Consider the following 26,264-nt stretch of genomic DNA (forward strand, 5'->3'; position numbering starts at 1 on the left):
AAACAGCGCCTACCTCACCCCGAAATCGCCAGCCGCTCGGACTGATACAAATGCGCCGTCGCCAGCACCCCCACAATGGAGGCGGCCAGGCTACCCGCCAGGCACAGGCCGAACTGGTCCGCCGTGACGCCATCGCCACGCAGCAATTGCATGATGCCCAGGTGCTGCCCGAGCAGCGGCACGGCGTACATCCATTCCTGTGCCTTGATGGGCATGGTGGACAGAAGGATGCTGGGCAGCACCGGCACGAACATCAGCAGCGAAACATAGGTTTGCGCTTCGCGATAGCTCTTGGCGAATGCCGCCACCATCGACTGCAGCGCGGCCAGCAACACGATCAGCGGCAGCATCAGCAACAACACCTGCCCGCTGAAGCGCAGGCCGAGATCCAGCTCCATGCCGAGTTTTTCCGTCGGAATGAAACGGCCCACCACGGCGAACGCCAACAGGCTGATCAGCAGGCTGATCGCCGAGAACGTGCAGATGGCCGCCAGCTTGCCGGCAAGAATCTTCCAGCGCGCCACCGGATTGGCGAACAGCGGTTCCAGCGATTGCCGCTCGCGTTCGCCCGCAGTGAGATCGATCGCCAGATACATGCCGCCCATGAACACGGTGAGCACGAAGAAGTACGGCAGGATCGAAAACACCAGTGCGGCACGCGCCTGCGCCGTGGCCTGGTCGCGCTTGGCGGCAACCACCGGCCACGCGGTACTCGGCGAAAGTCCGCGCGACACCAGACGCATCGCACCCTGCTGGCGTGCATAGGTTTCGACCACTTGCGACAAACGATCCACCGCAGCATTGGCATCGCGTTGCGAGGAGTCGTAGATCAACTCCACCTGCACGGCCTCGCCCTTGCGCCACGCCGTGGCATAGTCGGGCGAAATGCGCAGCACCACATCGGCATCCTGCTTGCGCACGGCCAGTTCGGGATTGGCGATGGGCGGCTTGGGTACGATGCCTTCGGCCTTCAAGGCGTTGATCAGGTTGGGGGCGTACTCGGCCCCGGCCACCGGCACCGGCAGCGGCTTCTCGGCCTTGTCCAGCTGACGGTTGAGAGTGATGTTGAGCAACATCACCATGATGATCGGCCCCAGCAGCGGACCGGTGAGGAACGCACTCATGATGGTGCGTCGGTCGCGCAGGTTCTCGCGCACCTCCTTCATGTACACGGTGAGGAAGGCGCGCGTGCGTGCCACCGGCGTGATAGTTTTCATGTTCATGCGGCGAGGCCCTCTTCGCTGCCGATGATCTTCACGAAGGCATCCTCGAGGTTAGCCTCGCCTGTCTGGTCGCGCAGCGCAGCCGGCGATTCGTCCGCCACGACGCGGCCGTTGGCGATGACCACGATGCGATCGCACAGCGCCGCCACCTCCTGCATGATGTGACTGGAGAACAGCACGCAGCGCCCCTCGCTTTTCAGCTGCTGCATGAACTGCCGCAGCGCTCGCGTGGCCATCACATCCAGGCCATTGGTCGGTTCATCGAGAATGACATTGCGCGGATCGTGGATCAGCGCGCGCCCGATCGCCGTCTTCACACGCTGGCCCTGGGAGAATCCTTCGGTACGGCGATCGGCGAAGTCGCTCATTTCCAACGCCTTCACCAGCGCCTCGCGGCGACTGACGATCAAGTCCTCGGGCAGACCGTGCAAGCGAGCGAAATAATCGATGTTTTCGCGCGCACTGAGGCGCTTGTACAGTCCGCGTGCATCCGGCAGCACGCCCAGCTGGCGTCGCACGGCAAGCGCGTCGCTGGCGGCATCGATGCCGTCCACCAGCACCTGGCCGCGATCGGGCTTCATCAGCGTATACAGCATGCGCAGCGTGGTGGTCTTGCCTGCACCGTTGGGACCGAGCAGGCCGGTGATCTCGCCATCGCGAGCCTTGAAGCTGACGCCATCCACCGCTTTGACGGTGCCGAACGCCTTGTGTAAATCCTTTACCTCGATCATGGCGTCGCTCCGTTGAAGTCGATGAAGGTCGGCGTGGGATGCATCCGCTCCAGACAGGTGGTGTCCAGTACCTTGGGCTTGAGGTCTTCGATGAAGTGCTTGACGATCTGCGGCGCGCAGCCCGCGTTGATCACGTTGTGACCCTGGCCGGCGAGCACGAGGTGGCGCGAGTTGGGCAGGTTCTTGGCCACCTCGTCGCCGTAGCGCGGCGGCGTGACCGGATCGAACTGGCCGGAGAACAGCAGCACCGGCGTATCGGTTTTCAGCGGCTCGTGGAAATCGGCCGGCCGCGAACCCTTGGGCCACACCGAACAGGTGTTGCGCAGCGTATCGACCATGCGCGTGCCCAGGATGCTGTGCGCATCCTCTTCGCGCGGCGTCAGCAGATCGGCATCCTCACTGCAGATCACCGCGAGCTGCATGCCGCCGTTCATGGTGTCGGAAAGATCGCCCGACAGCAGCTTGGCCTGCCCCAGCAGCGGGCCGACGTCGCCATGCGCCGCGGCATCGATGGAAAGCGGCAGCAGTGCGGCCGTGAGCGGTGAATAGGCGAACATGCGCACGACGCTGGCCAGCGAGTATTCGCTGAGGGTGCGCTGCACGCTCTGATAGGTTTGCGGATCGCGGAAGCTCACCTTGTGCGGATTGGCGCGCAGCGCGTCGCGCAGCTGGAACAGCGTCTGGTACGGATCGTTGAAACGCTTGCGGCAGGCCTCGTTGGCCGTGCACTGCGCGAACTGCGCCTTGAGCGCATCGTCGAGGTTGCGGGCAAAGTCTTCGCCGAGCACCAGTTCGTTCGGCACCACGCCATCGAGCACCAGGCTGCGCACGGCCTGGGGATAACGCATGGCGTACTGCTGCGCCATGCGCGTGCCGTAGGACACGCCGACCAGATCAAAGGTCGGCGAACCCAGCGCCTTGCGCACGTCTTCCAGATCCTGTGCGGCGATGGTGGTGGTGTAGTAGCGAGGATCTGCCTTGCCGTCGAGCTGCTTGAGGCAACGTTCGGTTTCCTGCTTCTGCCGCTCAGGACTGGCGTCGACATCTTCGGAGCCGCCTTCCGTGCCCTCGCCTTCATCCTTGCAGGTGAGCGGATTGGAGCCGCCGGTGCCACGCTGATCGAGCAGCGCCACATGGCGATGCGCGAGCAGCGGCTGCAGGGCCGTCGACACGCCCGGCCACGATTCCGTGGCCGCCTGTCCCGGCCCGCCCGCCAGCATCACCAGCATGTCCTTGCTGGCGACCTGTGCACTGCTGCGGATCACCGCGAGCTTGAGGTGGATCTTGCGGCTGTTCGGATCGTCGCGATTCTCGGGCACTTCGAACGGTACGCACCACGCGGCAGTGGAAAGCCCGCTGTTGGGCTCCCCCAGCTCGCACGGCGTGAGCGTGAGCGAGCCCAGCGTCCACGTCTGCGGTTTAGCGGCTTTGGCGGGCGCCTGGGTTGTGTCGGCGGAAGCGGCGGTGTCTTGCGCGCCTGCACTCGCCTGCGGATGAAATTGCTTCCAGCCCAGTATCGCCAGTGCGATGACCACGATGCCTAGGCGAAAGGCGGTTCGTCCTTTGCTTGCCATGGGTGTACTCCCCTCACTCCATTGGATGTCGCGAAATCGCCGGTAGCGTCACCGGCGGTTCCGGTTCGAAGATCGATTCGATGGAAAGGCCAAACAGCCGCGCAATCTTGAAGGCCAGCGGCAGACTTGGATCGTACTTGCCTGTCTCGATCGCGTTCACCGTCTGGCGCGATACATCCAGACGATCGGCCAGGTCGGCCTGCGACCAGGCGTGCTCGCCGCGCAGTTCACGGATACGGTTATTCACGGTACGCCCACCAGGGCACGACGATTCCGGTTAGTCATCGGGCAGCCCACGCGTGCGCCAGCGCGCCATGCCCAGCAGCAGCCCGAGCACCGCCGACGCGCCCGCCATGCCGCACAACAGCCCGATGCGGAAGCTGTCCCAGTCATGTCGCCATGCGTAAAGCGCTGCCACGCCCGTGATCAGGGCGAGCAGCAACAGACGACCGGCCGGCGCGAGGCCGCTCTCGCCTGTGCAGGCCGCGTCATGCCCATAGGCGCGCGCCACGTACCAGCGAGTGATTCCGTAGCTGGCCATCATCAGTGGAAAGACCCAGATCAGCACCGAACCATCCAGCGGCAGCACCTGCGCAATCGACAGGAAGCCACCCAACAAGCTCAGCGCCGCGGTTACCCCGGTCGCCACGCCCAAGGCGATCAGATGGGTGCGCTGCTCCAGCTCATCGCTGTCGCGGATAAGCCGGGCCAGCTGGGCCAGCACGTAGAACATGGGAAGCAGCGGCGCCAGCGCGAGCAGGATCTTCAGGGGCAGGCTGCCGACCGTATGGACGATCGGCCAGACGGACAGCATGAACACCGTATAGAGGGTGATCGCGAACAGCGTGCGCCGCTGGTATTGCCGATAGGTGAGGCGAGACATAGAGGCCCTGAGTCCAGTGTCAAGCTGACTTGACACAGGCTACGTCCAGCCCCTGAGGCGTGTCAAGCACGCTTTACACAGAGGCCTGTATCGGCCGGCCCGGCGCAAAACTTAACGGTCCTGGCCATCGGACATCTCCGAAAATGTGACCCAATTTGCACATTGAGCTGCCCATAGCGTCGGATGTGACCCAGCTCGACTCACAAAATTCGTCACTTGCATTTAACAACTACATCTCACTTTCGGCAGATTGCGGGGTTTTTAGCGTCTCGCTGTCGTTGGCACGGGGGTTGCTTTGAGGGCGGTAAGCGAACTGGAAGACCGACCCGAGGGGTGGGGGCCAGAAGCCTAAAAGGCGCTGCGGGGGGCGATGTCCCATTTGGTCCGAAAGCGCATGACTCGTTGCTTGCTCAAAAACTTACGTCAATCAAAGGACATCGTATGAAGAAGATTCTGGTTTCCGCCGCTCTGGCCGCCATCCTCGGCACCGCTGCCTTCTCGGCCTCGGCCGTCGACGGCACCATCACCATCAGCGGCAACATCAACGCCTCGACCTGCAAGATCAACGGCGCCAACAGCCCGGCCGCGATCGCCGTGACCCTGCCGACCGTGTCGACCACCTCGCTGAATGCCGCAGCCGCTGTTGCCGGCCGCACCCCGTTCTCCATCGCCCTGACCGGCTGCGGTTCGCTGACGAAGGCCACCACCTTCTTCGAGCCGGGTCCGACCGTGATGGGCGACGGCAACCTGAAGAACGCCACCGGCACCGCCACCGGCGTTGAAGTGCAGCTGCTCAATGGCGCTGATTTCTCGGCCATCGCGCTGAACAGCGCTTCGGGCGCACAGAACTCGACCCAGGCCACGCTGACCGGCGGCGCCGGCACGCTGAACTACTACGCCCAGTACTACGCCACCGCCGCTGCGGGTGCCGGTACGGTCGCCACCAGCGTCCAGTTCACGATGCTTTACCAGTAAGTCGCAACACGCGCCGGAGCCACCTGGCTCCGGCGCACTCCCGCTGACAACATCAGCGGCCCTGATCCCACTGAGGTAATTCCCGATGAGGAAGTTAGTCTGCGCAATCGGCGCGGGCCTGATGGCCCTGTGTCTCAGCGCTCCCCAGGCCCAGGCCAATGTGTTGATCGGCGGCACCCGCGTGGTGTTCCCCGCGAAGGACGGCGAAGTCACCGTCCGTCTGACCAACGACAACGACCACCCCGTGCTGGTGGAATCCTGGATCGACCGCGGCGACGTGCATTCCACGCCCGAGTCAGTCGATGTGCCGTTCCTGATCACCCCTCCTCTGTTCCGCATGGAGCCGAAGAAGGAACAGAGCCTGCGCGTTGTCTTCACCCATGAGCAGCTGCCGGCTGACCGGGAATCGCTGTTCTGGCTCAACGTGCTCGAAGTGCCGCCCAAGCCCACCGGCCCGCAAGCGGAAGGCCAGAATCTTCTGCAGCTGGCGCTGCGTTCGCGTCTGAAGCTTTTCTACCGTCCGACCGGCCTGCAGGGCGACCCGCTCAAGGCACCGGGCGCGCTTACCTGGAAGATCGTGGCCGACGGCAAGGGCTTTGCGCTTGAAGCGCACAACCCCACGCCCTACCACGTAACGATCTCCGAACTGTCCGTCGCCAGTGGCGGTAACAACGTCGGTGCCGAAATCGGCATGGTCGCTCCGCTGTCGGACCTGCGCCTGCCGCTGCATGGCAACAGTCAGAAGCCGGCGGCCGGTAGTGTCGTGTCGTTCTCGGCCATCAATGATTACGGCGCAGCCGACAGCTACAAGAGCACGGTGTCGCCGTGATTCATCTGCGCGCCTGCCATAGCCACCGCACGAGCACCAACGGCCTCGCCGTCGGCGCCCGCGTGGTGCTGAGCGTGGCTATCGCCGGCGTGCTATTTGGCCTGAGTGCTTCTTCCCATGCGGCTGCCGCCGCAGCCGCCTCCGGTGCCGATGCATCGGCAGCGATCGATGCGAACTTCGATCGCAGCCTGCTCTCCGGCGCCGGCAGCAACACGAACGACCTCTCGCGCTTCGAGCGCGGCAACGTGGTGATGCCTGGCGTGTATCGCACGGATATCTTCGTCAACAACGCCTGGATGGGCCGCGCCGACGTGCGCTTCGCTTCGCCCTCGGCGGATGCGCCGGCCATCGCATGCCTGACCAAGGCCATGTTCGAGCAGTTCGGTCTGCCGATGCAGAAGCTCAGCGCCGAACAGCAGGCGAAGCTGGCCAACGACGCGGGCAGCTGCGTGGCAATCGGCGACCTGATTCCCGCCGCCACGATGAATTTCGATCAGCCGAACCTGCGACTGGACGTGAGCATCCCGCAAGCCTGGCTGGGTACCCGCGCGCGCGGCTACGTCAGCCCCGAGAACTGGGACCGTGGCGTCAACGCCGCCCTGCTCAACTACAACTTCAACAGCTACCGCAATCACAGCAACGGCGTCACGCAGACCTCGTCGTTCCTGGGCCTCAATGCGGGTCTGAATCTGGCTGGCTGGCAGTTGCGCAACGATTCCACGGTGGTGATGCAGTCGGGCGGTGCCGCGGGCACGCCCTCGACCACGCACTGGCAGAACATTGATACCTACGTGCGCCGTGACATTCCTTCCATGCGCTCGCAGCTGACCATCGGCGATTCCTACACGAGTGGCGATCTGTTCGACGCGGTGAGTATCCGCGGTGTCCAGCTGACCACCGACGACCGCATGCTGCCCGATTCTCTGCGTGGCTACGCACCGACGGTGCGCGGCGTGGCCGAAACCAATGCCAAGGTAACCGTTCGCCAGAACGGCATCGTGCTGTACGAAACCACGGTGGCACCGGGCCCGTTCACCATCAGCGACCTGTACGCCACCGGTTACGGCGGCGACCTGGCCGTGACCGTGACCGAAGCGGATGGGCGTGTGCGTTCGTTCGCCGTGCCATACGCCTCGGTGCCGCAGTTGCTGCGTCCGGGCGTGATGCGCTTCTCCGTCGCCGCGGGCGAACTGCACGACGCTTCGATTCACGCACATCCGGCGCTGGTAGAGGCCACCCTGCAGCGCGGCATCACCAACATGCTCACCGGCTACGCGGGCGTGGTCGGCACGAATGGCTACGGCGCGGTGCAGATCGGCACCGCACTCAATACCAAGTACGGTGCACTGGCGCTCGACCTGACCGACGCACGCACGGAGATCCCGGGCCAGTCCACGCAGAACGGCCAGAGCGTGCGCCTGAGCTACAGCAAGATGCTGCCGGACACGAACACCTCGCTGACGGTTGCCACCTACCGCTACTCCACCAGCGGATACCTTGGCCTGCGCGACGCGATGACCATGCGCGACATCGCCAACGGTTATCGCTACGTCGACCCGTCCACGCAGACCACGATCGACGGTGTCACCACGACCAACCTGCTCACGCCGGACCAGATCCGCGCGCTGCAGGGCAACCAGGGCAACTTCAGCACCTACACCAGCCAGCTCGATCGCCAGCGCAGCCGTTTCGACATCAGCTTGAACCAGCGCCTGGGCGACCACGGCGGCACGATCTATGTCACCGGCTCGGCCATTGACTACTGGAACCGCAACGGCACGGATGTGCAGTTCCAGGCCGGCTACAACAATACGTTCCGCCGCCTGAGCTACACGATCTCCGCCACGCGTACCCGCGATGCGTTCTCGCGCATGAGCAACCAGATCTTCGCCAGCTTCACGCTGCCGCTCGGCAACAGCGTGCATGCACCGAACTTCGGCGCCAACCTCACCCACGACAGCACGGGCCATACGCTGGACCAGGCGACGATCAACGGGACCCTGGGCGTGGACAACCAGTTCAGCTACGGCGCCACGGCCTCGCACGACAACGGCCAGGGCGACGGTGGCAGCGGTGGCAATGCCGGTACGGTCTACGCGGGTTACCGCAGCCCCTATGCACAGTTCAACGGAAGCGTGGGTGCAGGCAACGGCTATTCGCAGGCGTCGCTTGGCGTGTCCGGCGCCGTCGTTGTTCACCCCGGCGGCGTCACCTTCGGCCTGCCGATGGGCGACACGGTAGCCGTTGTCGAAGCCAAGGATGCCGCCGGTGCGCGCGTGCTCAACTCCTCCGGCGTCCGCATCGACCGCTTCGGCTATGCACTAGTGCCGTACATGACGCCTTACGGCCTCAACACGGTGCAGATCGATCCGAAGGGCCTCCCGCTGAACGTGCAGCTGGAAGCCACCAGCGCCCAGGTTGCTCCGCACGCCGGCGCGGTGGTGATGCTCAAGTTCAAGACGGAAAACGGCCGCACGGTGCTGCTGCGCATCCGCCAGTCGGACGGCAAGGCCATCCCGTTTGGCGCCGACATTGTCGATGAAAAGAACCAGCCCATCGGCGTGGTAGGCCAGGGCGGTCGCGCGCTGGTGCGCGGTGCGAAGGACGAAGGCCGCCTCAACGTGCAGTGGAAGCTCGATGACAGCTCACCGATCAGCTGCGGCTTCTCTTATCACCTCAAGCCATTCGACAAGAAGAGCGCCAAGATGGACGGCCTGGAAACGATCGACGCCACCTGCTCGCCCATCGCTTCCAGTGGAAACGCGTCATGAGCCAACTTCGTTCCGCATTGACCCTCCTGGTTCTGCTGTCACTCGCGTTTCTGCCGATGACGTCGTTCGCCTCGTGCACGCTGACGGGCAACAAGGAACTGGTCAACATGACGCTTCCGGCCACGATCATCCTTGATCCCAGTGCCCCGGTAGGCACGGTGCTGGCCACCTCGCCCGCGGTCGACCCCAGTCCCAAGACCTCCTCGGTCGACTGCGGAAGCACAACGACAATCGGCGTGATCAATCTTCTCCCCGGCGGTCAGCCCAACGGCAGCTCGACGATCTATCCGACGGGTGTCGCTGGCGTGGGTTATCGCATCCTGCACCCCGACTCCAGCAAGTTCCTGCCCCCGTGGGGTTTCGACACCATCGCCTCGGGCACGTACGCGTTGTCGGTGCAGTCGGCCATCCAGTTGGTCAAGACCGCCCCTATCACCGCCGGGTCCACGCTCAACGCCGGAACGGTTGGCTTCTGGCAGTACCAGGGGTCACGCAACACTTTGCGCGTAGAGGACTTCGTCCTGGCCAACAACGTGAAGTTCGTGGCGCCCACATGCACGGTCACCACGCCGAGCATCTCGGTAACGCTGCCCACCGTCTCCAATACCGCGTTCAACGTGGCTGGAGCCACAGCCGGCGCCACTGCGTTCAATATCGGACTGAGCTGCTCCAGTGCCGCGTCTGGCCAGGACATCGCCATCCAGTTCGACACGAACAAACAGCCGAACGGAACCACTGGCGTAATCACACCGACTGGTACGGCGAAAAACGTCGGCGTGCAACTCGTTGACAGCAAGTTCAATCCCATCACCTTCGGCGCCGCTGCCGATGCCGGCACGACACCTACCGGCGCCCTCAACCTAACCTATTACGCGCGCTACTACGCCGTCACGACGGGCGTCACCGCCGGCACGGTGAATGCCACGGCCACTTTCACAATCAGCTATCCATAATTCGGTCGCAGGGGAAATCCTTCGATGCGCTAATAATGCGCGTCACGGAGGTGTTCTGATTTCCTGGAGGTTTGCGACATGTCGCCGTTACATCATGACCGGGGCCGGTTTGCGCATCGCGCCGTTTGGCTGCTGCTTGTGCTGCCCTGCCTCGGCTTCATGCCGAGGTATGCCGCGGCGGCGACCTGCTCGGCCAGTCCGGCCGGCGCAGCGCTCAGCGTTGCCGGCGTGACGGTCACCACGGGCACGCCCGTGGGCACGAAACTCGGTACGCCCGGTACCATCGGCATCACCTTCACTTGCAGTGGCCTGGCGACCTCGGACACGGCCACCATCCAGGTCGGCAACCTTGCGCCGCGCGATGCTTCCGATCCTCCGGCCGGTGGCGGCATCAGTTTCGCAACCAACGTTCCCGGCATCGCGCTCGTACTGACGGCGTCGCCAGTGCAGGCGTCAGACAACAGTTGCCTGCGTTGCGGCCCCGGATCCACGCCGGGTTGGGAGGCGGCCTCGATGACGAAGGCCCAGAACTCCACCACGGTGACGCTGACCGGACAACTCATGAAGACGGGGGCCGTGACAGCAGGCACGGTGTCGTCGATCCAGCTCGCGCAGTTCTGGTGGTACATCTACGGATCGACGAACAGCGTGGGGCCACTGTCGACGCTCACGCTCAACTCCGCGGCGATCGCCGTGCAAGCCTGCTCGGTCAATACCGATTCCACAAATCTCACGGTGACGCTGCCCACGGTAAGCACGCAGGCGCTGAAAACCAACGGCGCGGTTGCGGGTCGTACACCGTTCAAGATCAACCTGACGTGCCAGTCGGGCGCGAACGTATCGATCACCATGATCCCGTCCACGGCCGGCGTTGCCACGGGCACCATCGCCAATTCGGGTACAGCCGCCAACGTCAACGTGCAGTTGCTGGACGGTACGTTCAACCCGGTGACGTTCAATACCTCTAAGTCGCTGGGCGCGGCGCCAAACGGTACGTTGTCGTTGCCCTACTACGCGCAGTATTACGCGACGGGCGCTGTGGGCGCAGGCAGTGTGAAAGCCACGGCCACTTTCACCATGACATATCAATAGCGATGGCGCGCAATTGGCACTCAAGCGGTGCGGGTTGCCGCCGATAAATCAATCGTACGCTTGAGTGACCAAGTTCATGCGAGCGTCCGCATGGCCAGACGCTTTCACATAACCGGAAAAGTACCCGATCAGACGATCGGCGCTCAGGGAAGACGACTCCAGCGGCTCCACCGTCAACGTATAGGACGAGGGAAAAGCATGCGAGGCAGTGCCGGGCAAACCATCGCCACCGCATTCGAGTCGTCGACGCGATGTCGCCGCCTGTTGCGCTGGCAACATCGCGGTCATGCTCTCGCTGCTGGCGGCACAGGTGGGCGCCACCACGGCTCCGGAGAACGTGATCGTTCCCCCATCGGCGTGGGCCACCGGCACACCCAATGACACGGCGACAACGCAACCCATCCAGGTCTTGCGAATCCAGCCCTTCATAATCGCCCCTTCCCGTACCCCCTTTTTGGGGATACCTGATGGGATCTATCGGCGTGGGCCCCTTGCGCTTGATATCGAAAACCCGCGCAGGTCTTCGCAACGTGAACTGCGTCACGCTTTTGGCGGGTGTCGGGAAGGCGACCCGTGGAACGGCGGATTGGGCAGTGGCGAAGGGCGTCGCCGGGCTGATCCGGTTAGCGGCCGGTCTCAGCCGAACTTGAGCGTCTTGTTGGGCAACGGTTTAGGATCGGTTGCGCGACTTAACGTGAGGAGACGTACTTCTCGCGGCGGATATGCGCCACCGGCAGGCCGAAATCCTTCAGGGCGGTAAACGCCGCATCGACCATGTTCGGGTTGCCGCAAAGATAGGCGATGTCCCGCTCGGCGCTGGGCGCCAGCTCGGCCAGCACCTGCTGCACGTGGCCGGGGCGATCGTTCGGACGCGGCACCTCGCGGGGCTGGCGGCTCAGGCAGCCATGGAAGGTGAAGCCGGGGTTAGCCTGGGCAAAGGCCTCGAACTCCTCGCCGTACAGCAGCTCGGTTTCGTTGCGCGCGCCGTACAGCAGCACCACCTCGCGGCCCTGCTTCACCAGCTCGGTGATCTTGGGCAGCATGGCGCGATACGGCGTCACACCGGTACCGGTGGCCAGCAGCAGATAACGGCCATTGCTGTCGTTCGGCTGCAGGCAGAAGCGGCCGTAGGGGCCGCTGGCGCTGATTTCGCCGCCGATCGGCAGCTCGCCCAGCAACTTGGTGGCGGCGCCGCCTTCCACATAGCTCACGGCAATTTCGATGCGCTGCACCGGCGAGGAGCCATCGCCCACCGTACCCACCGAATAGCTGCGCTTGGTGGCGCTGCCATCGTCGTAATTGAAGTGGATCTGCAGGAATTGCCCCGGCGTGAAGGCCAGCGGCTGGCCGTCAGCGCGCTCGAAAGCCATGTGCCTGACGGTGGGCGCCAGCATGGTGCTGTCGACGAGACGGAGCTGAAAATGATCTGCCATGGGGTTTTCCGGGAAACAGTGCGTGCGTCGGCCGAGGCCGGGCGAGAGAGCAAGCCACGTATAATAGAAGGCTGGCCCCTTCGGTGCAGCCCATGTCCCCCTCTTCAACACCCGCGCTGGTAGTCGAAAACCTGCGCAAGACCTATAACAACGGCGTCGAAGCCCTCAAAGGCATCAGTCTCACGGTTCAGCCCGGCGATTTCTTCGCCCTGCTCGGCCCCAACGGCGCCGGCAAATCCACCCTGATCGGCATCCTGTCCTCGCTGGTGAACGCCACCGACGGCGACGCCAAGGTGTTCGGCGTCTCGGTCAACAAGCAGCGCGGCAAGGCCATGCAGCTGATTGGCCTGGTGCCGCAGGAAATCAACTTCAACCAGTTCGAGAAGCCCTTCGACATCTGCGTGAACGAGGCCGGCTTCTACGGCATCCCGCGCAAGGTCGCGATGGAGCGCGCCGAGAAGTACCTCAAGGAACTGCGCCTGTGGGACAAGGCCCACCATCAGGCACGCATGCTCTCCGGCGGCATGAAGCGTCGCCTGATGATCGCCCGCGCGATGATGAACGAGCCCAAGCTGCTCATCCTCGACGAACCGACCGCCGGCGTGGATATCGAGATCCGCCGTTCGATGTGGCAGTTCGTCAGTGGCATCAATGCCGCCGGCACCACGGTGATCCTCACCACGCATTACCTTGAAGAAGCGGAAACGCTCTGCCGCAACATCGCCATCATCGACCACGGCACCATCATCGAGAACACCTCGATGAAGCGCCTGCTGTCCTCGCTGGATGTGGAAACCTTCGTGCTCGACGTGAGCGACGCGCCGACCGACCTGCCCAACATCCCCGGCATCACCCTGCGCCGCGTCGACGACCACACGGTAGAGGCGGAAATGTCCCGCTCGCATGATCTCAACTCGCTGTTCGCGGGCCTGAGCGAGCGCGGCATGACGGTGACCTCGATGCGCAACAAGACCAATCGTCTGGAAGAACTGTTCGTGCGACTCGTCGAGAACGGCCGAAAAGACACCACGGAGAAGGCCGCATGAACGGCACGGGCAACCTCGTTGCACTCAACACCATCGTCCGACGCGAAATCGTGCGCATCATGCGCATCTGGACGCAGACGCTGATTCCGCCTGCGATCACGATGACGCTGTACTTCGTCATCTTCGGCAAGCTGATCGGCAGCCGCATCGGCCAGATGCACGGCTTCACGTACATGCAGTACATCGTGCCCGGCCTGGTCATGATGAGCATCATCACCAATAGCTACGGCAATATCTCCAGCTCGTTCTTCGGCGCCAAGTTCAGCCGCGCCGTGGAAGAAATGCTGGTGTCGCCCATGCCCAACTGGGTGATCCTGCTGGGCTACGTCACCGGCGCAGTCACCCGCGGCCTGGTCGTCGGCGCGCTGGTCTTGCTGATTGCGCTGTTCTTCACCGACCTGCACGTGGCACATCCCGTCATTACCTTCCTCTCGGTGCTGCTCGGTGCCACGGTGTTTTCGCTGGCAGGCTTCGTCAATGCGGTATTCGCCAAGAAATTCGACGACATCGCCCTGGTACCCACCTTCGTGCTCACCCCGCTCACCTATCTCGGCGGCGTGTTCTATTCGGTGGACCTGCTGGGCGAACCGTGGCGCAGCATCTCGATGGTCAACCCGATCCTCTACATGGTGAACGCCTTCCGCTTCGGCGTACTCGGCGTGAGCGACGTGCAGATCGGCGTGGCGTTCGCGGTGATGCTGGTGTTTGTGGTTGGCCTCGCGGCTGTTGCGCTGCACCTGCTCAAGCGCGGCATCGGCCTGCGTTCGTAATAGCGAAAACCTTGTAGGAGCGCACTTGTGCGCGACCGCAGAGTTGCGATGCACCGCTTCGCCTGGTTGTCGCGCACAAGTGCGCTCCTACAAAAGGAACCAAAGATCCATCCATGCGCGTCAACAAATACATCAGCGAAGCCGGCATCTGCTCCCGCCGCGAGGCGGACGAGCTGCTGCTGGCCGGCCGCGTCACCATCAACGGTGAAGTCGTCAGCACCGGCGCCAAGGCGCTGGAAGGCGACGAAGTGTGCGTGGACGGCGAGATCGTCAAGGCACGCGTGCTGGCAGCGACGCCGGCAGCCAAGCGCGCCGTCTACATCGCCCTGAACAAACCGGTCGGCGTCACCTGCACCACCGACCAGACGGTGAAAGACAACATCGTCGATTTCGTCGACCACAAAGAACGCATCTTCCCGATCGGCCGACTCGACAAGGATTCCGAAGGCCTGATCCTGCTCACCAGCAACGGCGATATCGTCAACGAAATCCTGCGCGCGGAGAACAACCACGAGAAGGAATACCTCGTGGCCGTAAACAAGCCCATCACCGACGAATTCCTCAAAGGCATGGCGCGCGGCGTACGCATCCACGGCCAGATGACCAAGCCATGCAAGGTGCGCAAGATCGCCAAGTTCGGCTTCGGCATCATTCTCACGCAGGGATTGAACCGGCAGATTCGTTTGATGGCTGCGGAGTTTGGCTATCGCGTGACCCAGTTACGGCGCGTGCGCGTGATCAACGTGAAGCTTGGGCACCTGAAGGTGGGCCAGTGGCGCAACCTGACCGAGATGGAGCTCAAAGGCTTGTTGCCAGGGCGGACGCAGTGGTGAGCTCGTTACACCGCAGCGCGGCGAGGATTTAAAGAAGAACTCGCTGCGCGCCGGCTTCGAAGCTCACCCTTTGTCGTGCCGGCTCGTCTGTGGGAGCGCACCCTGTGCGCGACAGCGACGCTGGGGTGTACCGCTCCGTAGGCTTGTCGCGCACAGGGTGCGCTCCCACAAAGAGCGATCGCAAGATTGAATGGGCGCCACAGCGTGCGAAATCCTTGTAGGAGCGCACTTGTGCGCGACCGTAGCGCCTGGGTGCTCCGCTCCGTCGGCTGGTCGCGCACAAGTGCGCTCCTACAAATAGCGGAACGGCACCCTCACTTCGCCGGCCGCGCCGCCTCCTCCACTTCCCTCGGCTTCCCCTGCTGCGGCGAATCCAGCTTCTTGATATCCACCGGCCGGATCTGCTTGATGAAGCACGGCGCATCGGCACCACCCGTGATGACGCGGTCGAACTTCGCCGACACTTCGCTGGCGCTCGAGGTCAGGGCGATGTGGTTTGTGAATTCGAGGTTGCGGCAGCGGCCGTCCAGATCGATCAGCCACGCTTCGTTCGAACGCGTATAGACGGCCAATTCCGTATCGCTCAACGGCTCCCACGACCACAGGCTGAAGTAGTGGAAACTGCTGACCGGTGCGCCGGCGGCAGCGGCGTAGGCCTGCTGGCGGGCTTGCATGCGCGAGGTGTAATCCTTGCCCACGCGGGTGCAGGCGCTGAGCGCTGCGATCACCGCGACGGCGGCAAGTAGGGATTTGGCTGCCATGATTTTCATCTCCATCAGTGCTGGTCTTGCAAACGCATGACGCGCAAGCGCGTGGACCTTATTTCTTTTTGCCGGACGACTTGCTGACTGGCTGCCACTTGGCCGGGTCGAAACCACCGGTTTCAAAAACCAGCGTCACCTTCTTCTCACCGTCCTGCAAGGTCACGTCCATGGTGATTTTCTTGGCCTTCTCCAGATGGGCGATGAAGCCCTTGTCGTCCTTGAACAACAAAGCCGGCTCACCCGTGGTCGGCGCAAACGCGGGGATGCTGCCGGGCTTGCCGTCGAAGGTGGCCTTGATCGAACACACGCCCTTGCACACGAAGCCATGCGGGCCGCCATTGAACAGGAAGGCATTCTGCCCCCACTCGGTATGACGGCGCAGCACCAGTCGCACGCGGTCCTCGCCCGCAGGCTGGCTGGTGTAGATGGTGGCGGTGGACTGCGTGCCGCCCTGCATCGGCGAGACCTGATACAGCCACAGGCCGGCGAGGCGGTTCTTCTCGCTGTTTTCCTTGTAGCGCTGTTCGATCGCCGGGAGGCTCTGCTGCACTTCCTTGGCCGCCTCGGTGTTGGGATAGCGCTTGAGGATCTCATTGCCCATCGTCACCGCCATCTCGTCGTTGCCGATGCGCTGCAGCTGGCGATAGGTGTCGAGCTTGCCCGCGGATTCGTCGGCCGGCGCCTGGGCCTGTTGCGGTGCCTGGGCCTGGTCGCCCGACTGGGAGCAGCCGGCAAGCATGAGCACGGTGCCGAAGGTGGTGGCGGCGAAGCGGAGGCGCTGGTTCATGGGCAAGGTCCTGTTGCGGTTAGGCGCTTAGAGTGGAACGAGGGTGAGTGGCGGCGCAAGCTGGGTGGCTTTGGGCATGACCGGGTCGCGCACAGGGTGCGCTCCCACAGGTGACAGGTCTCAGGCGCTGACGGGGGTGTCGCCGAAGCGTTCGCGCAGTTGGGTGCGGAAGCGTCGGCTGCACGGCAAGGTGGCGCCGTCGCGCATGGTCAGGCGCGCGTCGCCGGTTTCCAGCGGCTCCATTTCAGAGAGGTAGTCGAGGTTCACCAGATAGCTGCGATGCACGCGCACGAAGCGCGTGGGATCGAGCCGCTCCTCGATGCCAGCCATGGTGGCGCGCAGGGGATAGTCGCGGCCGCGCACATGCAGGTTCACGTAGTTGCCCGAGGCTTGCAGCCATTCGATCTCGCGTGCGGCGACAAGGAATTCCCTGCCGAGCTTGCGCACCAGGAAGCGTTCGGGGCGGTCGACTGGCTCGACCGGCGGGCCCTCGTCGGGTTCGGCCAGGAGGCTGGCCTCGCCCTGCAAGCGCAGGAGCAGCAGCCGATAGCCGCCGATGGTGGCCAGGAACAGGAAATAGGTGCGGATGTCCTTGAGGTATTCGTAGCCCAGTTGCCGCAGCCAGTCGTCACCGAAGTGGTACTGCCAGCCCAGCAGCGCCCGGTAGGCAACCATGCGCAGCACGATCATCAAACCGACATGCACCAGGCAGAACGCCACGCTCAGCGCCAGATGGATCTTCAGGTTCTGCCGCCAGTTGTCGAAGCGCAACGTCCAGCGGCGGCTGGCCATCACCACGAACGGCACCAGCGCCAGCATGACCAGGCTGCTGGTGGCCTCCCAGATCCACGGCTCGATGCTCTCGGCACGGTGGGTGCGATAGCTGTCGTCGAACCATGCGACGACCCCGTTGAACACGGTGTTGACGGTCATCATGACGACCCAGAAGCCGATCTCGAAGGGTCGGCGCCAGCGCTGGAAACGGGCGAAGTCGAAGGACGGCTTGGGTCTCATGTGCGGATTCTACGTGCACGGCGGCCGAACCCGCTCTTTTCGTCCCTCGCTGCCCCCTGCTCGTCCCTGTTTCAGGTCGATCAGTCACTTAGCGGCAGACGGCGACTGTGGCGCGACGGAGCATGCGTCATCCCGACCATGGAGTCCGCCGCTCATGAACCGCCGCCACGACATCGACGCCCTGCGCGTCCTGGCCTTCGGCCTGCTGATCCTCTACCACCTGGGCATGCTCTACGTGGGCCCTGCCGACGACTGGACGTTTCACCTTAAGAGCAGCTACATCGCCGACTGGCTGAAGTACCCGATGCTGGCCTCCAACTTCTGGCGCATGGATCTGCTGTTCCTGATCTCGGGCATGGCGATGCATTTCCTGCGCGGTCGCCTGAGCCTGCCGGCGCTTGCGTGGAAACGGACCGTGCGGCTGATGCTGCCCTTGCTGTTCGGCATGGCAGTGGTCGTGCCGATCCAGCCGTACGTGCAGGGCGTCGACAGAGGACTGGTGGCGCCGGGGTTCGGGCACTTCCTGTTGCACTACTGGACCGGTGGCCCATGGCCGGCGGGGGCGTTCGACGGCTGGCAGTACGGGGTCACCTGGAACCACCTGTGGTATCTGCCGTATGTGTGGAATTTCACGCTGGTGCTGATCGCGCTGATGCCGGCGCTGGAATCGGCGCCCGGGCAGCGCATGATTGCGACCCTGCACCGGCTCCGCGGCTGGCCGCTGCTGGTACTTCCCGCACTGCCCATGCTCGCTTTGAACCTGTTGCTGGCTGCCCGCTTCCCGCAGAACCACGCCGTGATCGGCGACTGGTACGCCCATGCCAGCTACGCCACGATGTTCTTCTACGGGTATGCCATCGGCAGGCATCCGGCGATGTGGGAAGAACTGGCGCGCCTGCGGCGTCGTTCGCTAGGCTTGGCCGCGTTCTGCTTCGCCGCCTTCGTGTTACTGGATCGGCTCGATGCCATCGTGGACATCAGCGGGTGGTCGTCCACCGTATTGGCCGCGGGGCATCACGTAGTCCGCGTACTGCGATTCATCTACATGTGGAGTGCCATCGCCGCAGTGCTTGGCTGGGGCCATCAATACCTCAACCGCCCTTTCCGCTGGCTGCCCTATGCGCGCGAAGCGGTGTTTCCCTGGTACATCCTGCATCAGAGCGTGCTGCTGGCAGTGGCTTACTGGCTGATCCCACTGAAGCTCGGTCCGGTGTTGGAGCCTACCCTGTTGCTGCTTGGCACTGTGGGTGGCTCCGCAGCGCTGCACGAGTGGGTGATCCGTCGCACGCCGTGGCTGCGTCCGTTGTTTGGTCTAGACGCTAGGCCGCGCACCGCACGATCGCAAGCGAATCTGGCGGCGCAGACGCAAAGCGCCTGAACCTGGTGCGGCAGCGGGAGCTCAGCTCTCGCTGCCCATCGAATCAAGATGCTCCACACGATGGATATCGCCCAGCCACAGGTAACACGTCCACGCCGGCGCATCGGGCCGCTCGAGGCGCACCACACCATTGATGCCCTCATTTTCCTGCGCATCGCGAAACACCTGCACATTCGGGCGTTCGCACACGACGCCGTCGTAGCTGGTGCCGTCCCTCATCTGCAAGACCACGTGGCCCTGGGTCGGCAATTGGTCGACCAGGTCTTCCAGGCGGCGGATCCTGGCGGGATCGGTGTATACGCGTTTGGCTAACTGGCCCATGCTTCACCTCAACGACTCGGTGACATCGCGACGCTAGGGCCGGCGTCGCCAACAGCCGGTCACACTCGTGTGAAGCTGCAGTGCTTTGCCTCGGCGCTTCAGCTGCCGATAATGGTCTCGCCCCCGCAAGGATCCCCTCATGCCCCCTGCTCCCGCGCAAGCTTCTGCGGAATCGCTGCGCTCGCACCCTGCATTCGTGCAGTTCTGGTTTGCCCGCATCTGTTCGGGCTTCGGTTTTCAGATGTTGTCGGTAGCGGTGGGTTGGCAGATCTACGCCATCACCGGCCGCGCGCTCGACCTGGGTCTCATCGGCCTGGTGCAGTTCTTTCCGTCGGTGATGCTGGCCTTGCCCGCGGGGCATGTGGCCGATCAATTCGAGCGTCGTCGCATCGTGATGTTCGGGCAGATCGTGGACATGCTTGCGATTGCCGTGCTCGCGGTGATCAGCCTGATGTACCTGGCGCAGGAGACGACGATACTCGCGCTGGTGTTCGTGATCGGCGTCGCCAAGGCCTTCGAATTCCCGGCACTGCAATCGATGCTGCCGGCGCTGGTGCCGTCGTCCATCCTGCCACGCGCGATGGCAGCCAGCGCATCGGCGGGACAGGCGGCGATGATCATGGGTCCTGCCGTTGGCGGCCTGCTCTATGTGGCGGGCGCCGGCGTCGTGTACAGCGTTTGCGCGGTGTTGTATCTGATCGCGGTCGTGCTGATGGCGCGCATGCGTTACGAGCAGGCGCAGCCCAGGCGTGAACCAGCCACGCTGAAGAGTTTGTTTGCGGGTGTGCATTTCATCCGCCGCCGGCCGGACGTGCTCGGCGTGATTTCGCTTGACCTGTTCGCCGTGCTGCTCGGCGGCGCCACCGCGCTGCTGCCGATTTTCGCCAAGGATATCTTGCATACGGGCCCCTGGGGATTGGGCCTGCTGCGCGCCGCGCCGGCAGTGGGCGCGCTGCTGATGTCGCTGTGGCTGGCACGCCACAGCATGGAGCGGCGCGTCGGGCCGATTATGTTTGCCTCGGTAGCCGGCTTTGGCGTGGCGACCCTGGTGTTCGCCTTGTCCAAAGTGCTGTGGCTTTCGCTGATCGCCCTGTTCGCGCTCGGCGCGTTCGACATGGTGAGCATGGTGATCCGCGGCGCGCTGGTGCAGCTGGACACGCCTGACGACATGCGCGGCCGCGTGAGTGCGGTCAATGCCATCTTCATCAATACGTCCAACCAGCTCGGCGAATTCGAGTCGGGCATGCTCGCCGCGTGGCTGGGTGCGATCAACGCCACGGTGATTGGCGGGATCGGCACGCTGGTGGTGGTCGGCCTGTGGATGGCGATGTTTCCCAGCCTGCGTCGTCGCCAGAGCCTGCGCGCCGAACCGCTGCCGGTGGTGGAGCCGACAAGCGCGGAGACGACCATCTAGGCATGCCCAGCGCCATCCGGCGCACCGTGCTTTGATCTACATCAAGTGCGGCCTGCAGCGGCTCCTTAGCATGGCGCTGTCTCCAGTCCGGCCCCACATCCCATGCACGTCGATTTCGCGATTGTTGGCGCAGGCCCTGCGGGGCTGTGCTTTGCCCGAACGCTGGCACACCGGGGCCTGAGCGTCCTGCTGGTCGAGCAGCAGTCGCTGGCGTCGCTGCGCGACCCGCCGTTCGACGGGCGCGAGATCGCCTTGACGCAACGCTCCGTGCGCATCCTGCATGAGCTCGGCATCTGGCAGCGGCTGGGACCCGCGGACGTCTCACCGCTGCGCAGCGCACGCGTGCTCAATGGACAGTCCCGGCACGGCCTGCGCGTCTCGCCGAACTCCGAAGCTGAGGATGCTCTGGGCTATCTCGTCCCCAATCACCGTATTCGCCGCGCCGCCTACGCCAGCATCGAGCACGAACCGACCATCACGTTCGCGTGCGATACCTCGGTCGAAGCGGTGACGCTCGGTGATGACGCCGCACGCCTGCGCTTGTCGAACGGTGGCGAGGTGACCGCGAAACTCATCGTCGCCGCCGATAGCCGCTACTCGCGCGTACGACGCGACGTGGGCATCGCCGCCGACATGCATGACTTCGGCAAGACCATGCTGGTTTGCCGGATGGCACTGGAGAAGCCACATGGCGATGAAGCGCTGGAATGGTTTGGCCACCACCAGACGCTGGCTGCCCTGCCGTTGAACAACGCAGAGGCTTCGATCGTGCTGACCTTGCCCCCGCACGATATCCAGCGTGTGATGGCCATGGATGACAGGGCCTTCCAGGCCGACATGCGTCGCCGCTTCGATGGGCGCTTCGGCGAAATGCGGCTCACCTCCACGCGACATGCTTATCCCCTGGTCGGTGTTTATGCGCGCCGCTTCATGGCGCAACGCCTCGCCCTGATCGGCGACGCCGCCGTGGGCATGCATCCGGTGACCGCACACGGATTCAATCTCGGCTTGCGCAGCGTGGAGGCGTTGGGCGGTCTGGTCGCCCAGGCTGCTGCCAACGGTGGCGATATCGCCTCCACCGATCTGCTGCGCCGCTATCAAGGCAGGCATCGCCGCGCCACCTGGCCGCTCTACGCAGCGACCACCGCCATCGTGGCGATCTACACCAACGAGGGACCTGCCGCGCGGCTCACCCGCACCGCGCTGCTGCGGGCCAGCCAGGCCTTGCCGCCCGTGCGGCGCGCCATCGCGCATGCACTGACCGCGGGGCATCCGGTCGCCGCTGAGGTGCGCCGACATCGCAGCTGAACAAACCACCTGATTATTTACGCATCGCTCACACCACCGCTGGCAACGTGAACCAACTTATTGCAGGAGGACGCCATGAGCCGTCACCACGACCTCGAAAATACCGTCAACGGCGTCCGTGACCGCGTACGCCACTACGCTGGCGAGGCCGCCGACCGCGCGGATGAGCTGGTGGAACGCGGCCGCGATGCCACCCGTCGCTTCGGTCGCAACCGCACGACGTACGCACGCCGCATTGGTCATGCCGCGGAAGATTTCGCCGACGAAGCCAACTACCAGTATCGCCGCCTGCGTCGCCACGTGAACCGCCATCCGGTGGCCACCACCGCCATCATTGCGGGCACGGTAGGCGCGTTCTTCCTGTTGCGACATCTGTTTCGCGGGGACGACGATTGAGGTTGCTCATCGCATAACAGGAACCCGCCGCAAGGCGGGTTTCTTTTGGATGGCCATTTGATCGATTCATTACCCCCTGTGGGAGCGCACCCTGTGCGCGACGCTCTGCATGTTGCGCCGTCGCGCACAGGGTGCGCTCCCACAGGGAGGAGATGAAAAAAAACGCCGCGGAATTCCGCGGCGTTTTTTGCTCAACTCAGCAACTTCAGACCGACTCAGGATTCGGCTTGTCCGGATCCAGCTTATAGGTCTTGATGGCGCGAGCGACGTCCTTCGCATTGACCTTGCCGTCCTTCGCCAGCGCAGCCAGGGCGGCGTGGGCGATCCAGTAGCGGTCGACTTCGAAGAAGCCACGCAGGTGCGCGCGCGTATCCGAGCGGCCGTAACCGTCGGTGCCCAGCACGGTGTAACGCATGCCGTCCGGCATGAAGGCACGGATCTGGTCGGAGTACTCGCGCACGTAGTCGGTGGCGGCGACGGCCGGGCCCTGACGGCCCTGCAGCAGGCCGGTCACGTACGGCACGCGCTGTTCCGCTTCCGGATGCAGGCGGTTCCAGCGCTCGGCGTCGAAACCGTCGCGACGCAGTTCGCTGAAGCTCGGGCAGGACCAGATGTCCGAGGTCACGCCGAAATCCTTCTCCAGCAACTCGGCGGCAGCGATCACTTCGCGCAGGATGGTGCCCGAACCCAGCAACTGCACGCGCGTCTCGCCCTTCTTCGGCTTGCCGGCGTCCTTGAACAGGTACATGCCCTTGATGATGCCTTCCTCGGCACCGGCCGGCATGTCCGGGTGCTGGTAGTTCTCGTTCATCACGGTCAGGTAGTAGTACACGTCCTGCTGTTCCTGCAGCATGCGGCGCGTGCCGTCCTGCAGGATCACCGCGACCTCGTAGGAGAACGTCGGGTCGTACGACTTCACGCTCGGGATCGCACCAGCGAGCAGGTGCGAGTGACCGTCTTCGTGCTGCAGGCCTTCACCGTTGATGGTGGTGCGGCCGGCGGTGCCGCCGATCAGGAAGCCGCGCGCACGCATGTCGCCCGCCGCCCAGGCCAGGTCGCCGATGCGCTGGAAGCCGAACATCGAGTAGTACACGAAGAACGGCAGCATCGGCTGGTTGCTGATGCTGTAGCTGGTCGCCGCAGCCATCCAGGCAGCCATGCCGCCGGCCTCGGAGATGCCTTCCTGCAGCACCTGGCCCTTCTGGTCTTCGCGGTAATACAGCAGCTGGTCGGCATCCTGCGGACGGTACTTCTGGCCGAACGGCGCGTAGATGCCGATCTGGCGGAACATGCCTTCCATGCCGAACGTGCGCGCTTCGTCGGCCACGATCGGCACGATGCGCTCGCCGATCTGCTTGTCGCGCAGCATCAGGTTCATGCCGCGCACCAGCGCCATGGTGGTGGAGATTTCGCGCTCGCCGGTGCCCTTGGTGATCTGCTCGAAGGCCGACAGTTCCGGCGCCTTGAGCTTCACATCGGAGGTACGGCGACGCTGCGGCAGCGAACCGCCCAGCGCGCGGCGACGCTCCAGCATGTACTGCACTTCCGGCGAGTCCTTGCCCGGGTGGTAGTACGGCACGTCGGCCAGCTGATCGTCCGGCACCGGGATGTTGAAGCGGTCGCGGAAGTGGCGCACGGCGTCGGCGTCCAGCTTCTTCTGCTGGTGCGTCGGGTTCTGCGATTCGCCGGCGGCGCCCATGCCGTAACCCTTCACCGTCTTGGCGAGGATCACGGTCGGCATGCCCTTGGTCTTCACGGCCTGGTCGTACGCCGCGTACACCTTGTGCGGATCGTGGCCGCCGCGGTTCAGGCGCCAGATGTCGTCGTCCGACAAGTTGGCGACCATCTCGCGCGTTTCGGGATACTTGTTGAAGAAGTGCTCGCGCGTATAGGCGCCACCGAAGGCCTTGCAGGCCTGGTACTCGCCGTCGACGGTTTCCATCATCAGCTTGCGCAGCACGCCCTTGGTGTCGCGCGCGAGGAGCGGATCCCAGTAGCTGCCCCACACCACCTTGATGGCATTCCAGCCGGCGCCGCGGAACACGCCTTCCAGTTCCTGGATGATCTTGCCGTTGCCGCGCACCGGACCGTCCAGGCGCTGCAGGTTGCAGTTGATCACGAACACCAGGTTGTCCAGGCCTTCGCGGCCGGCCAGCGAGATGGCGCCGAGCGACTCGGGCTCATCGGTTTCGCCGTCGCCCAGGAAGCACCAGATCTTGCGATCGGTCTTGGGCATCAGGCCGCGGTGTTCCAGGTACTTCCAGAACTGCGCCTGGTAGATCGCCTGGATCGGGCCCAGGCCCATCGACACCGTCGGCACCTGCCAGTAGTCCGGCATCAGCCAGGGATGCGGGTAGGACGACAGGCCACGGCCATGACCGGCCACTTCCATGCGGAACAGGTCGAGCTGGTCCTCGGCGATGCGGCCTTCCAGGAAGGAGCGCGCATACACGCCCGGGCTCGAATGGCCCTGGTGGAACACCAGGTCGCCCGGATGATCGGCGCTCGGAGCGCGCCAGAAATGGTTGAAGCCCACGTCATACAGCGTGGCCGACGAGGCGAAGCTGGCAATGTGGCCGCCCAGCTCGCCCGGCTTGCGGTTGGCGCGCACCACCATCGCCATCGCATTCCAGCGGATCAGCGTGCGGATGCGCCATTCCATCGCGGCGTCGCCCGGCATCTTGGCTTCGTTGGCCGGCGAGATGGTGTTGACGTACTCGGTGGTCGGGTTGAACGGCAGGTAGCCGCCAGCCCGGCGCGTCGAATCGACCATCTTCTCCAGCAGGTAATGCGCACGCTCGGTGCCATCGTGATTGATGACCGCGTTGAGCGATTCGACCCATTCCTGGGTTTCGGTGGGGTCGAGGTCTTGCTGGAGGATGTCGTCGAGCTGATCCATGGGGAGCTTCTCTCCGCGGCGCCGGGGGGATGGCGCGGCTGTAAGTGGACGTCTCCGCGGGGGGAGACGGGGAACCTTCCGAGTTTAGCTCCGACGGGGTTTTTCGCCAATTGGATCGAGACAATACGGGGGCGAATGGGGGTGGGGGAGGGGTTCGACTTTGGTCGGGAGGGGGTGGCAGGGTTTTGCTTTTGTTGGTCATTCCGGCACGGGCCCGCCTTCGCTTGTCATCCCTGCGCTGCACGAGAGGGGGCAGGGGTGCTCGTCGTTGCAGCGTAGGTGGCGTTTTGTTTGCTATGCCGACGCAGACCGGGGGCGCGCTTCAACAGCCGAATGGCTGGTCATTCAGTTTCGTCAGTCTTCGGTTGTTGCCTCGAGGCCAGCTTGCCGCCTACGCGGCGGGCGTTTCGATCGGCTGCCGCCGACCGAGTCACTTTTCTCTTGCTGGCCCAAGAGAAAAGTAACCCAAAGAGAATGGCCTGATGACGCCCGCAGCATTGTGTTGGGATAAGCCCGAGCGCTTGAGGCGCGTCGTTGTGGGACAACCTCCGAGGGTACATAGTGGGTACTTCCAAGCGCTGCGCAACGCGCCCGAATCCCTGAGGACTTAAAGCGGAGCCTCGCTGCGCTTCGGCCTTGGCCGTGCATCGCGCACTCGTGTCTCGCCTCGCGCTTGGCTTGTCTGTGGGAGCGCACCCTGTGCGCGACAGCCGCGCTGCGGTGTACCGCTCCGTAGGTTTGTCGCGCACAGGGTGCGCTCCCACAGAAKAGCCGACCGGCAAGGTTGATCCTCAACCCACGAACCTGCGTAACCCTTGTAGGAGCGCACTTGTGCGCGACCGCRGAGCTGGGATGTACCGCTCCGTAGGC

Annotated in this window: 24 protein-coding genes; 12 read left to right on the plus strand and 12 right to left on the minus strand. The window is 64.1% G+C overall.

Features of this window, described 5'->3' with window-relative positions:
- Positions 1-14 precede the first annotated feature (14 nt).
- The 5 genes from AC1DKY_RS18490 to AC1DKY_RS18510 are packed head-to-tail and all read right to left on the minus strand — an operon-like array spanning position 15 to position 4,411.
- On the minus strand, positions 15-1,217 hold the full coding sequence (locus AC1DKY_RS18490; protein ID WP_441605556.1) for an ABC transporter permease: 1,203 nt from the start codon (positions 1,215-1,217) through the stop codon (positions 15-17).
- A gap of 2 nt (positions 1,218-1,219) precedes the next feature.
- The gene (locus tag AC1DKY_RS18495) at positions 1,220-1,954 is read right to left on the minus strand and encodes an ABC transporter ATP-binding protein (protein ID WP_441605531.1); all 735 of its coding nucleotides are present in this window, start codon (positions 1,952-1,954) and stop codon (positions 1,220-1,222) included.
- A complete protein-coding gene (locus tag AC1DKY_RS18500; protein ID WP_441605532.1) occupies positions 1,951-3,528 on the minus strand; it encodes an alpha/beta hydrolase in 1,578 nt (525 codons plus the stop codon). The genes AC1DKY_RS18495 and AC1DKY_RS18500 overlap by 4 nt, the downstream gene beginning before the upstream one ends.
- 13 nt (positions 3,529-3,541) lie before the next feature.
- Positions 3,542-3,775: a helix-turn-helix transcriptional regulator gene (locus AC1DKY_RS18505; protein ID WP_441605533.1), complete on the minus strand. Its 234-nt coding sequence runs from the start codon at positions 3,773-3,775 to the stop codon at positions 3,542-3,544.
- A 30-nt stretch (positions 3,776-3,805) separates the two neighbouring features.
- Positions 3,806-4,411 (minus strand): hypothetical protein, encoded by a 606-nt coding sequence (locus AC1DKY_RS18510; protein ID WP_441605534.1) that lies wholly within the window; start codon positions 4,409-4,411, stop codon positions 3,806-3,808.
- 441 nt (positions 4,412-4,852) lie between these two features.
- Here AC1DKY_RS18510 and AC1DKY_RS18515 point away from each other — a divergent pair, with 441 nt between their 5' ends.
- The 5 genes from AC1DKY_RS18515 (at position 4,853) to AC1DKY_RS18535 (ending at position 11,031) form a co-directional block, all read left to right on the plus strand.
- Positions 4,853-5,386, plus strand: coding sequence for a fimbrial protein (locus AC1DKY_RS18515; protein WP_441605535.1), 534 nt, complete (start codon positions 4,853-4,855; stop codon positions 5,384-5,386).
- Between the two features lie 85 nt (positions 5,387-5,471).
- A complete protein-coding gene (locus AC1DKY_RS18520; protein WP_441605536.1) occupies positions 5,472-6,215 on the plus strand; it encodes a fimbrial biogenesis chaperone in 744 nt (247 codons plus the stop codon).
- Positions 6,212-8,986: a fimbria/pilus outer membrane usher protein gene (locus AC1DKY_RS18525; RefSeq protein WP_441605537.1), complete on the plus strand. Its 2,775-nt coding sequence runs from the start codon at positions 6,212-6,214 to the stop codon at positions 8,984-8,986. Before AC1DKY_RS18520 ends, AC1DKY_RS18525 begins: the two co-directional genes overlap by 4 nt.
- Positions 8,983-9,939 (plus strand): fimbrial protein, encoded by a 957-nt coding sequence (locus AC1DKY_RS18530; RefSeq protein ID WP_441605538.1) that lies wholly within the window; start codon positions 8,983-8,985, stop codon positions 9,937-9,939. Before AC1DKY_RS18525 ends, AC1DKY_RS18530 begins: the two co-directional genes overlap by 4 nt.
- A 78-nt stretch (positions 9,940-10,017) precedes the next feature.
- Positions 10,018-11,031, plus strand: a complete 1,014-nt coding sequence (locus tag AC1DKY_RS18535; protein ID WP_441605539.1) for a fimbrial protein — start codon at positions 10,018-10,020, stop codon at positions 11,029-11,031.
- 48 nt (positions 11,032-11,079) lie between these two features.
- On the opposite strand, the gene AC1DKY_RS18540 is transcribed toward AC1DKY_RS18535, so the two are convergent.
- Together AC1DKY_RS18540 and AC1DKY_RS18545 are read right to left on the minus strand one after the other, a co-directional pair.
- Positions 11,080-11,460, minus strand: a complete 381-nt coding sequence (locus tag AC1DKY_RS18540) for a hypothetical protein (RefSeq protein WP_441605540.1) — start codon at positions 11,458-11,460, stop codon at positions 11,080-11,082.
- Positions 11,461-11,720: 260 nt separating this feature from the next.
- Positions 11,721-12,464: an FAD-binding oxidoreductase gene (locus AC1DKY_RS18545; RefSeq protein ID WP_441605541.1), complete on the minus strand. Its 744-nt coding sequence runs from the start codon at positions 12,462-12,464 to the stop codon at positions 11,721-11,723.
- A 92-nt stretch (positions 12,465-12,556) separates the two neighbouring features.
- On the opposite strand from AC1DKY_RS18545, the gene AC1DKY_RS18550 reads away from it, so the two are divergent.
- From AC1DKY_RS18550 to rluF, 3 genes are all read left to right on the plus strand, one after another.
- Positions 12,557-13,510: an ABC transporter ATP-binding protein gene (locus AC1DKY_RS18550; protein WP_441605542.1), complete on the plus strand. Its 954-nt coding sequence runs from the start codon at positions 12,557-12,559 to the stop codon at positions 13,508-13,510.
- Complete coding sequence (locus tag AC1DKY_RS18555; protein WP_441605543.1) at positions 13,507-14,280, plus strand: ABC transporter permease; 774 nt, start codon at positions 13,507-13,509, stop codon at positions 14,278-14,280. The genes AC1DKY_RS18550 and AC1DKY_RS18555 overlap by 4 nt, the downstream gene beginning before the upstream one ends.
- A gap of 113 nt (positions 14,281-14,393) precedes the next feature.
- Positions 14,394-15,113 (plus strand): 23S rRNA pseudouridine(2604) synthase RluF, encoded by a 720-nt coding sequence (gene rluF, locus AC1DKY_RS18560; RefSeq protein WP_441605544.1) that lies wholly within the window; start codon positions 14,394-14,396, stop codon positions 15,111-15,113.
- A gap of 314 nt (positions 15,114-15,427) precedes the next feature.
- Here the strand turns inward: rluF and AC1DKY_RS18565 are convergent, their stop codons facing one another.
- The 3 genes from AC1DKY_RS18565 to AC1DKY_RS18575 form a co-directional block, all read right to left on the minus strand.
- On the minus strand, positions 15,428-15,874 hold the full coding sequence (locus AC1DKY_RS18565) for a DUF6491 family protein (RefSeq protein ID WP_441605545.1): 447 nt from the start codon (positions 15,872-15,874) through the stop codon (positions 15,428-15,430).
- A gap of 58 nt (positions 15,875-15,932) precedes the next feature.
- Positions 15,933-16,664, minus strand: coding sequence for a hypothetical protein (locus tag AC1DKY_RS18570; protein ID WP_441605546.1), 732 nt, complete (start codon positions 16,662-16,664; stop codon positions 15,933-15,935).
- A 120-nt stretch (positions 16,665-16,784) separates the two neighbouring features.
- Positions 16,785-17,678: a LytTR family DNA-binding domain-containing protein gene (locus AC1DKY_RS18575; protein WP_441605547.1), complete on the minus strand. Its 894-nt coding sequence runs from the start codon at positions 17,676-17,678 to the stop codon at positions 16,785-16,787.
- A gap of 154 nt (positions 17,679-17,832) precedes the next feature.
- On the opposite strand from AC1DKY_RS18575, the gene AC1DKY_RS18580 reads away from it, so the two are divergent.
- On the plus strand, positions 17,833-19,056 hold the full coding sequence (locus AC1DKY_RS18580) for an acyltransferase family protein (protein ID WP_441605548.1): 1,224 nt from the start codon (positions 17,833-17,835) through the stop codon (positions 19,054-19,056).
- Positions 19,057-19,077: 21 nt separating this feature from the next.
- On the opposite strand, the gene AC1DKY_RS18585 is transcribed toward AC1DKY_RS18580, so the two are convergent.
- Positions 19,078-19,377, minus strand: a complete 300-nt coding sequence (locus AC1DKY_RS18585) for a DUF3247 family protein (protein WP_441605549.1) — start codon at positions 19,375-19,377, stop codon at positions 19,078-19,080.
- 139 nt (positions 19,378-19,516) lie between these two features.
- On the opposite strand from AC1DKY_RS18585, the gene AC1DKY_RS18590 reads away from it, so the two are divergent.
- The 3 genes from AC1DKY_RS18590 to AC1DKY_RS18600 all read left to right on the plus strand — a co-directional run bounded on the left by AC1DKY_RS18590 (position 19,517) and on the right by AC1DKY_RS18600 (position 22,495).
- Positions 19,517-20,791 carry an MFS transporter gene (locus AC1DKY_RS18590; RefSeq protein WP_441605550.1) on the plus strand — a complete coding sequence of 425 codons (1,275 nt, stop codon included), beginning with the start codon at positions 19,517-19,519 and terminating at the stop codon, positions 20,789-20,791.
- Between the two features lie 102 nt (positions 20,792-20,893).
- Positions 20,894-22,099 carry a 5-demethoxyubiquinol-8 5-hydroxylase UbiM gene (ubiM, locus tag AC1DKY_RS18595; RefSeq protein WP_441605551.1) on the plus strand — a complete coding sequence of 402 codons (1,206 nt, stop codon included), beginning with the start codon at positions 20,894-20,896 and terminating at the stop codon, positions 22,097-22,099.
- Positions 22,100-22,174: 75 nt separating this feature from the next.
- Positions 22,175-22,495 carry a hypothetical protein gene (locus AC1DKY_RS18600; protein WP_441605552.1) on the plus strand — a complete coding sequence of 107 codons (321 nt, stop codon included), beginning with the start codon at positions 22,175-22,177 and terminating at the stop codon, positions 22,493-22,495.
- A 205-nt stretch (positions 22,496-22,700) separates the two neighbouring features.
- On the opposite strand, the gene aceE is transcribed toward AC1DKY_RS18600, so the two are convergent.
- The gene (gene aceE, locus AC1DKY_RS18605) at positions 22,701-25,394 is read right to left on the minus strand and encodes a pyruvate dehydrogenase (acetyl-transferring), homodimeric type (protein ID WP_441605553.1); all 2,694 of its coding nucleotides are present in this window, start codon (positions 25,392-25,394) and stop codon (positions 22,701-22,703) included.
- Positions 25,395-26,264 lie beyond the last annotated feature (870 nt).

It is taken from the genome of Dyella sp. 01N448 (genome assembly GCF_056399225.1).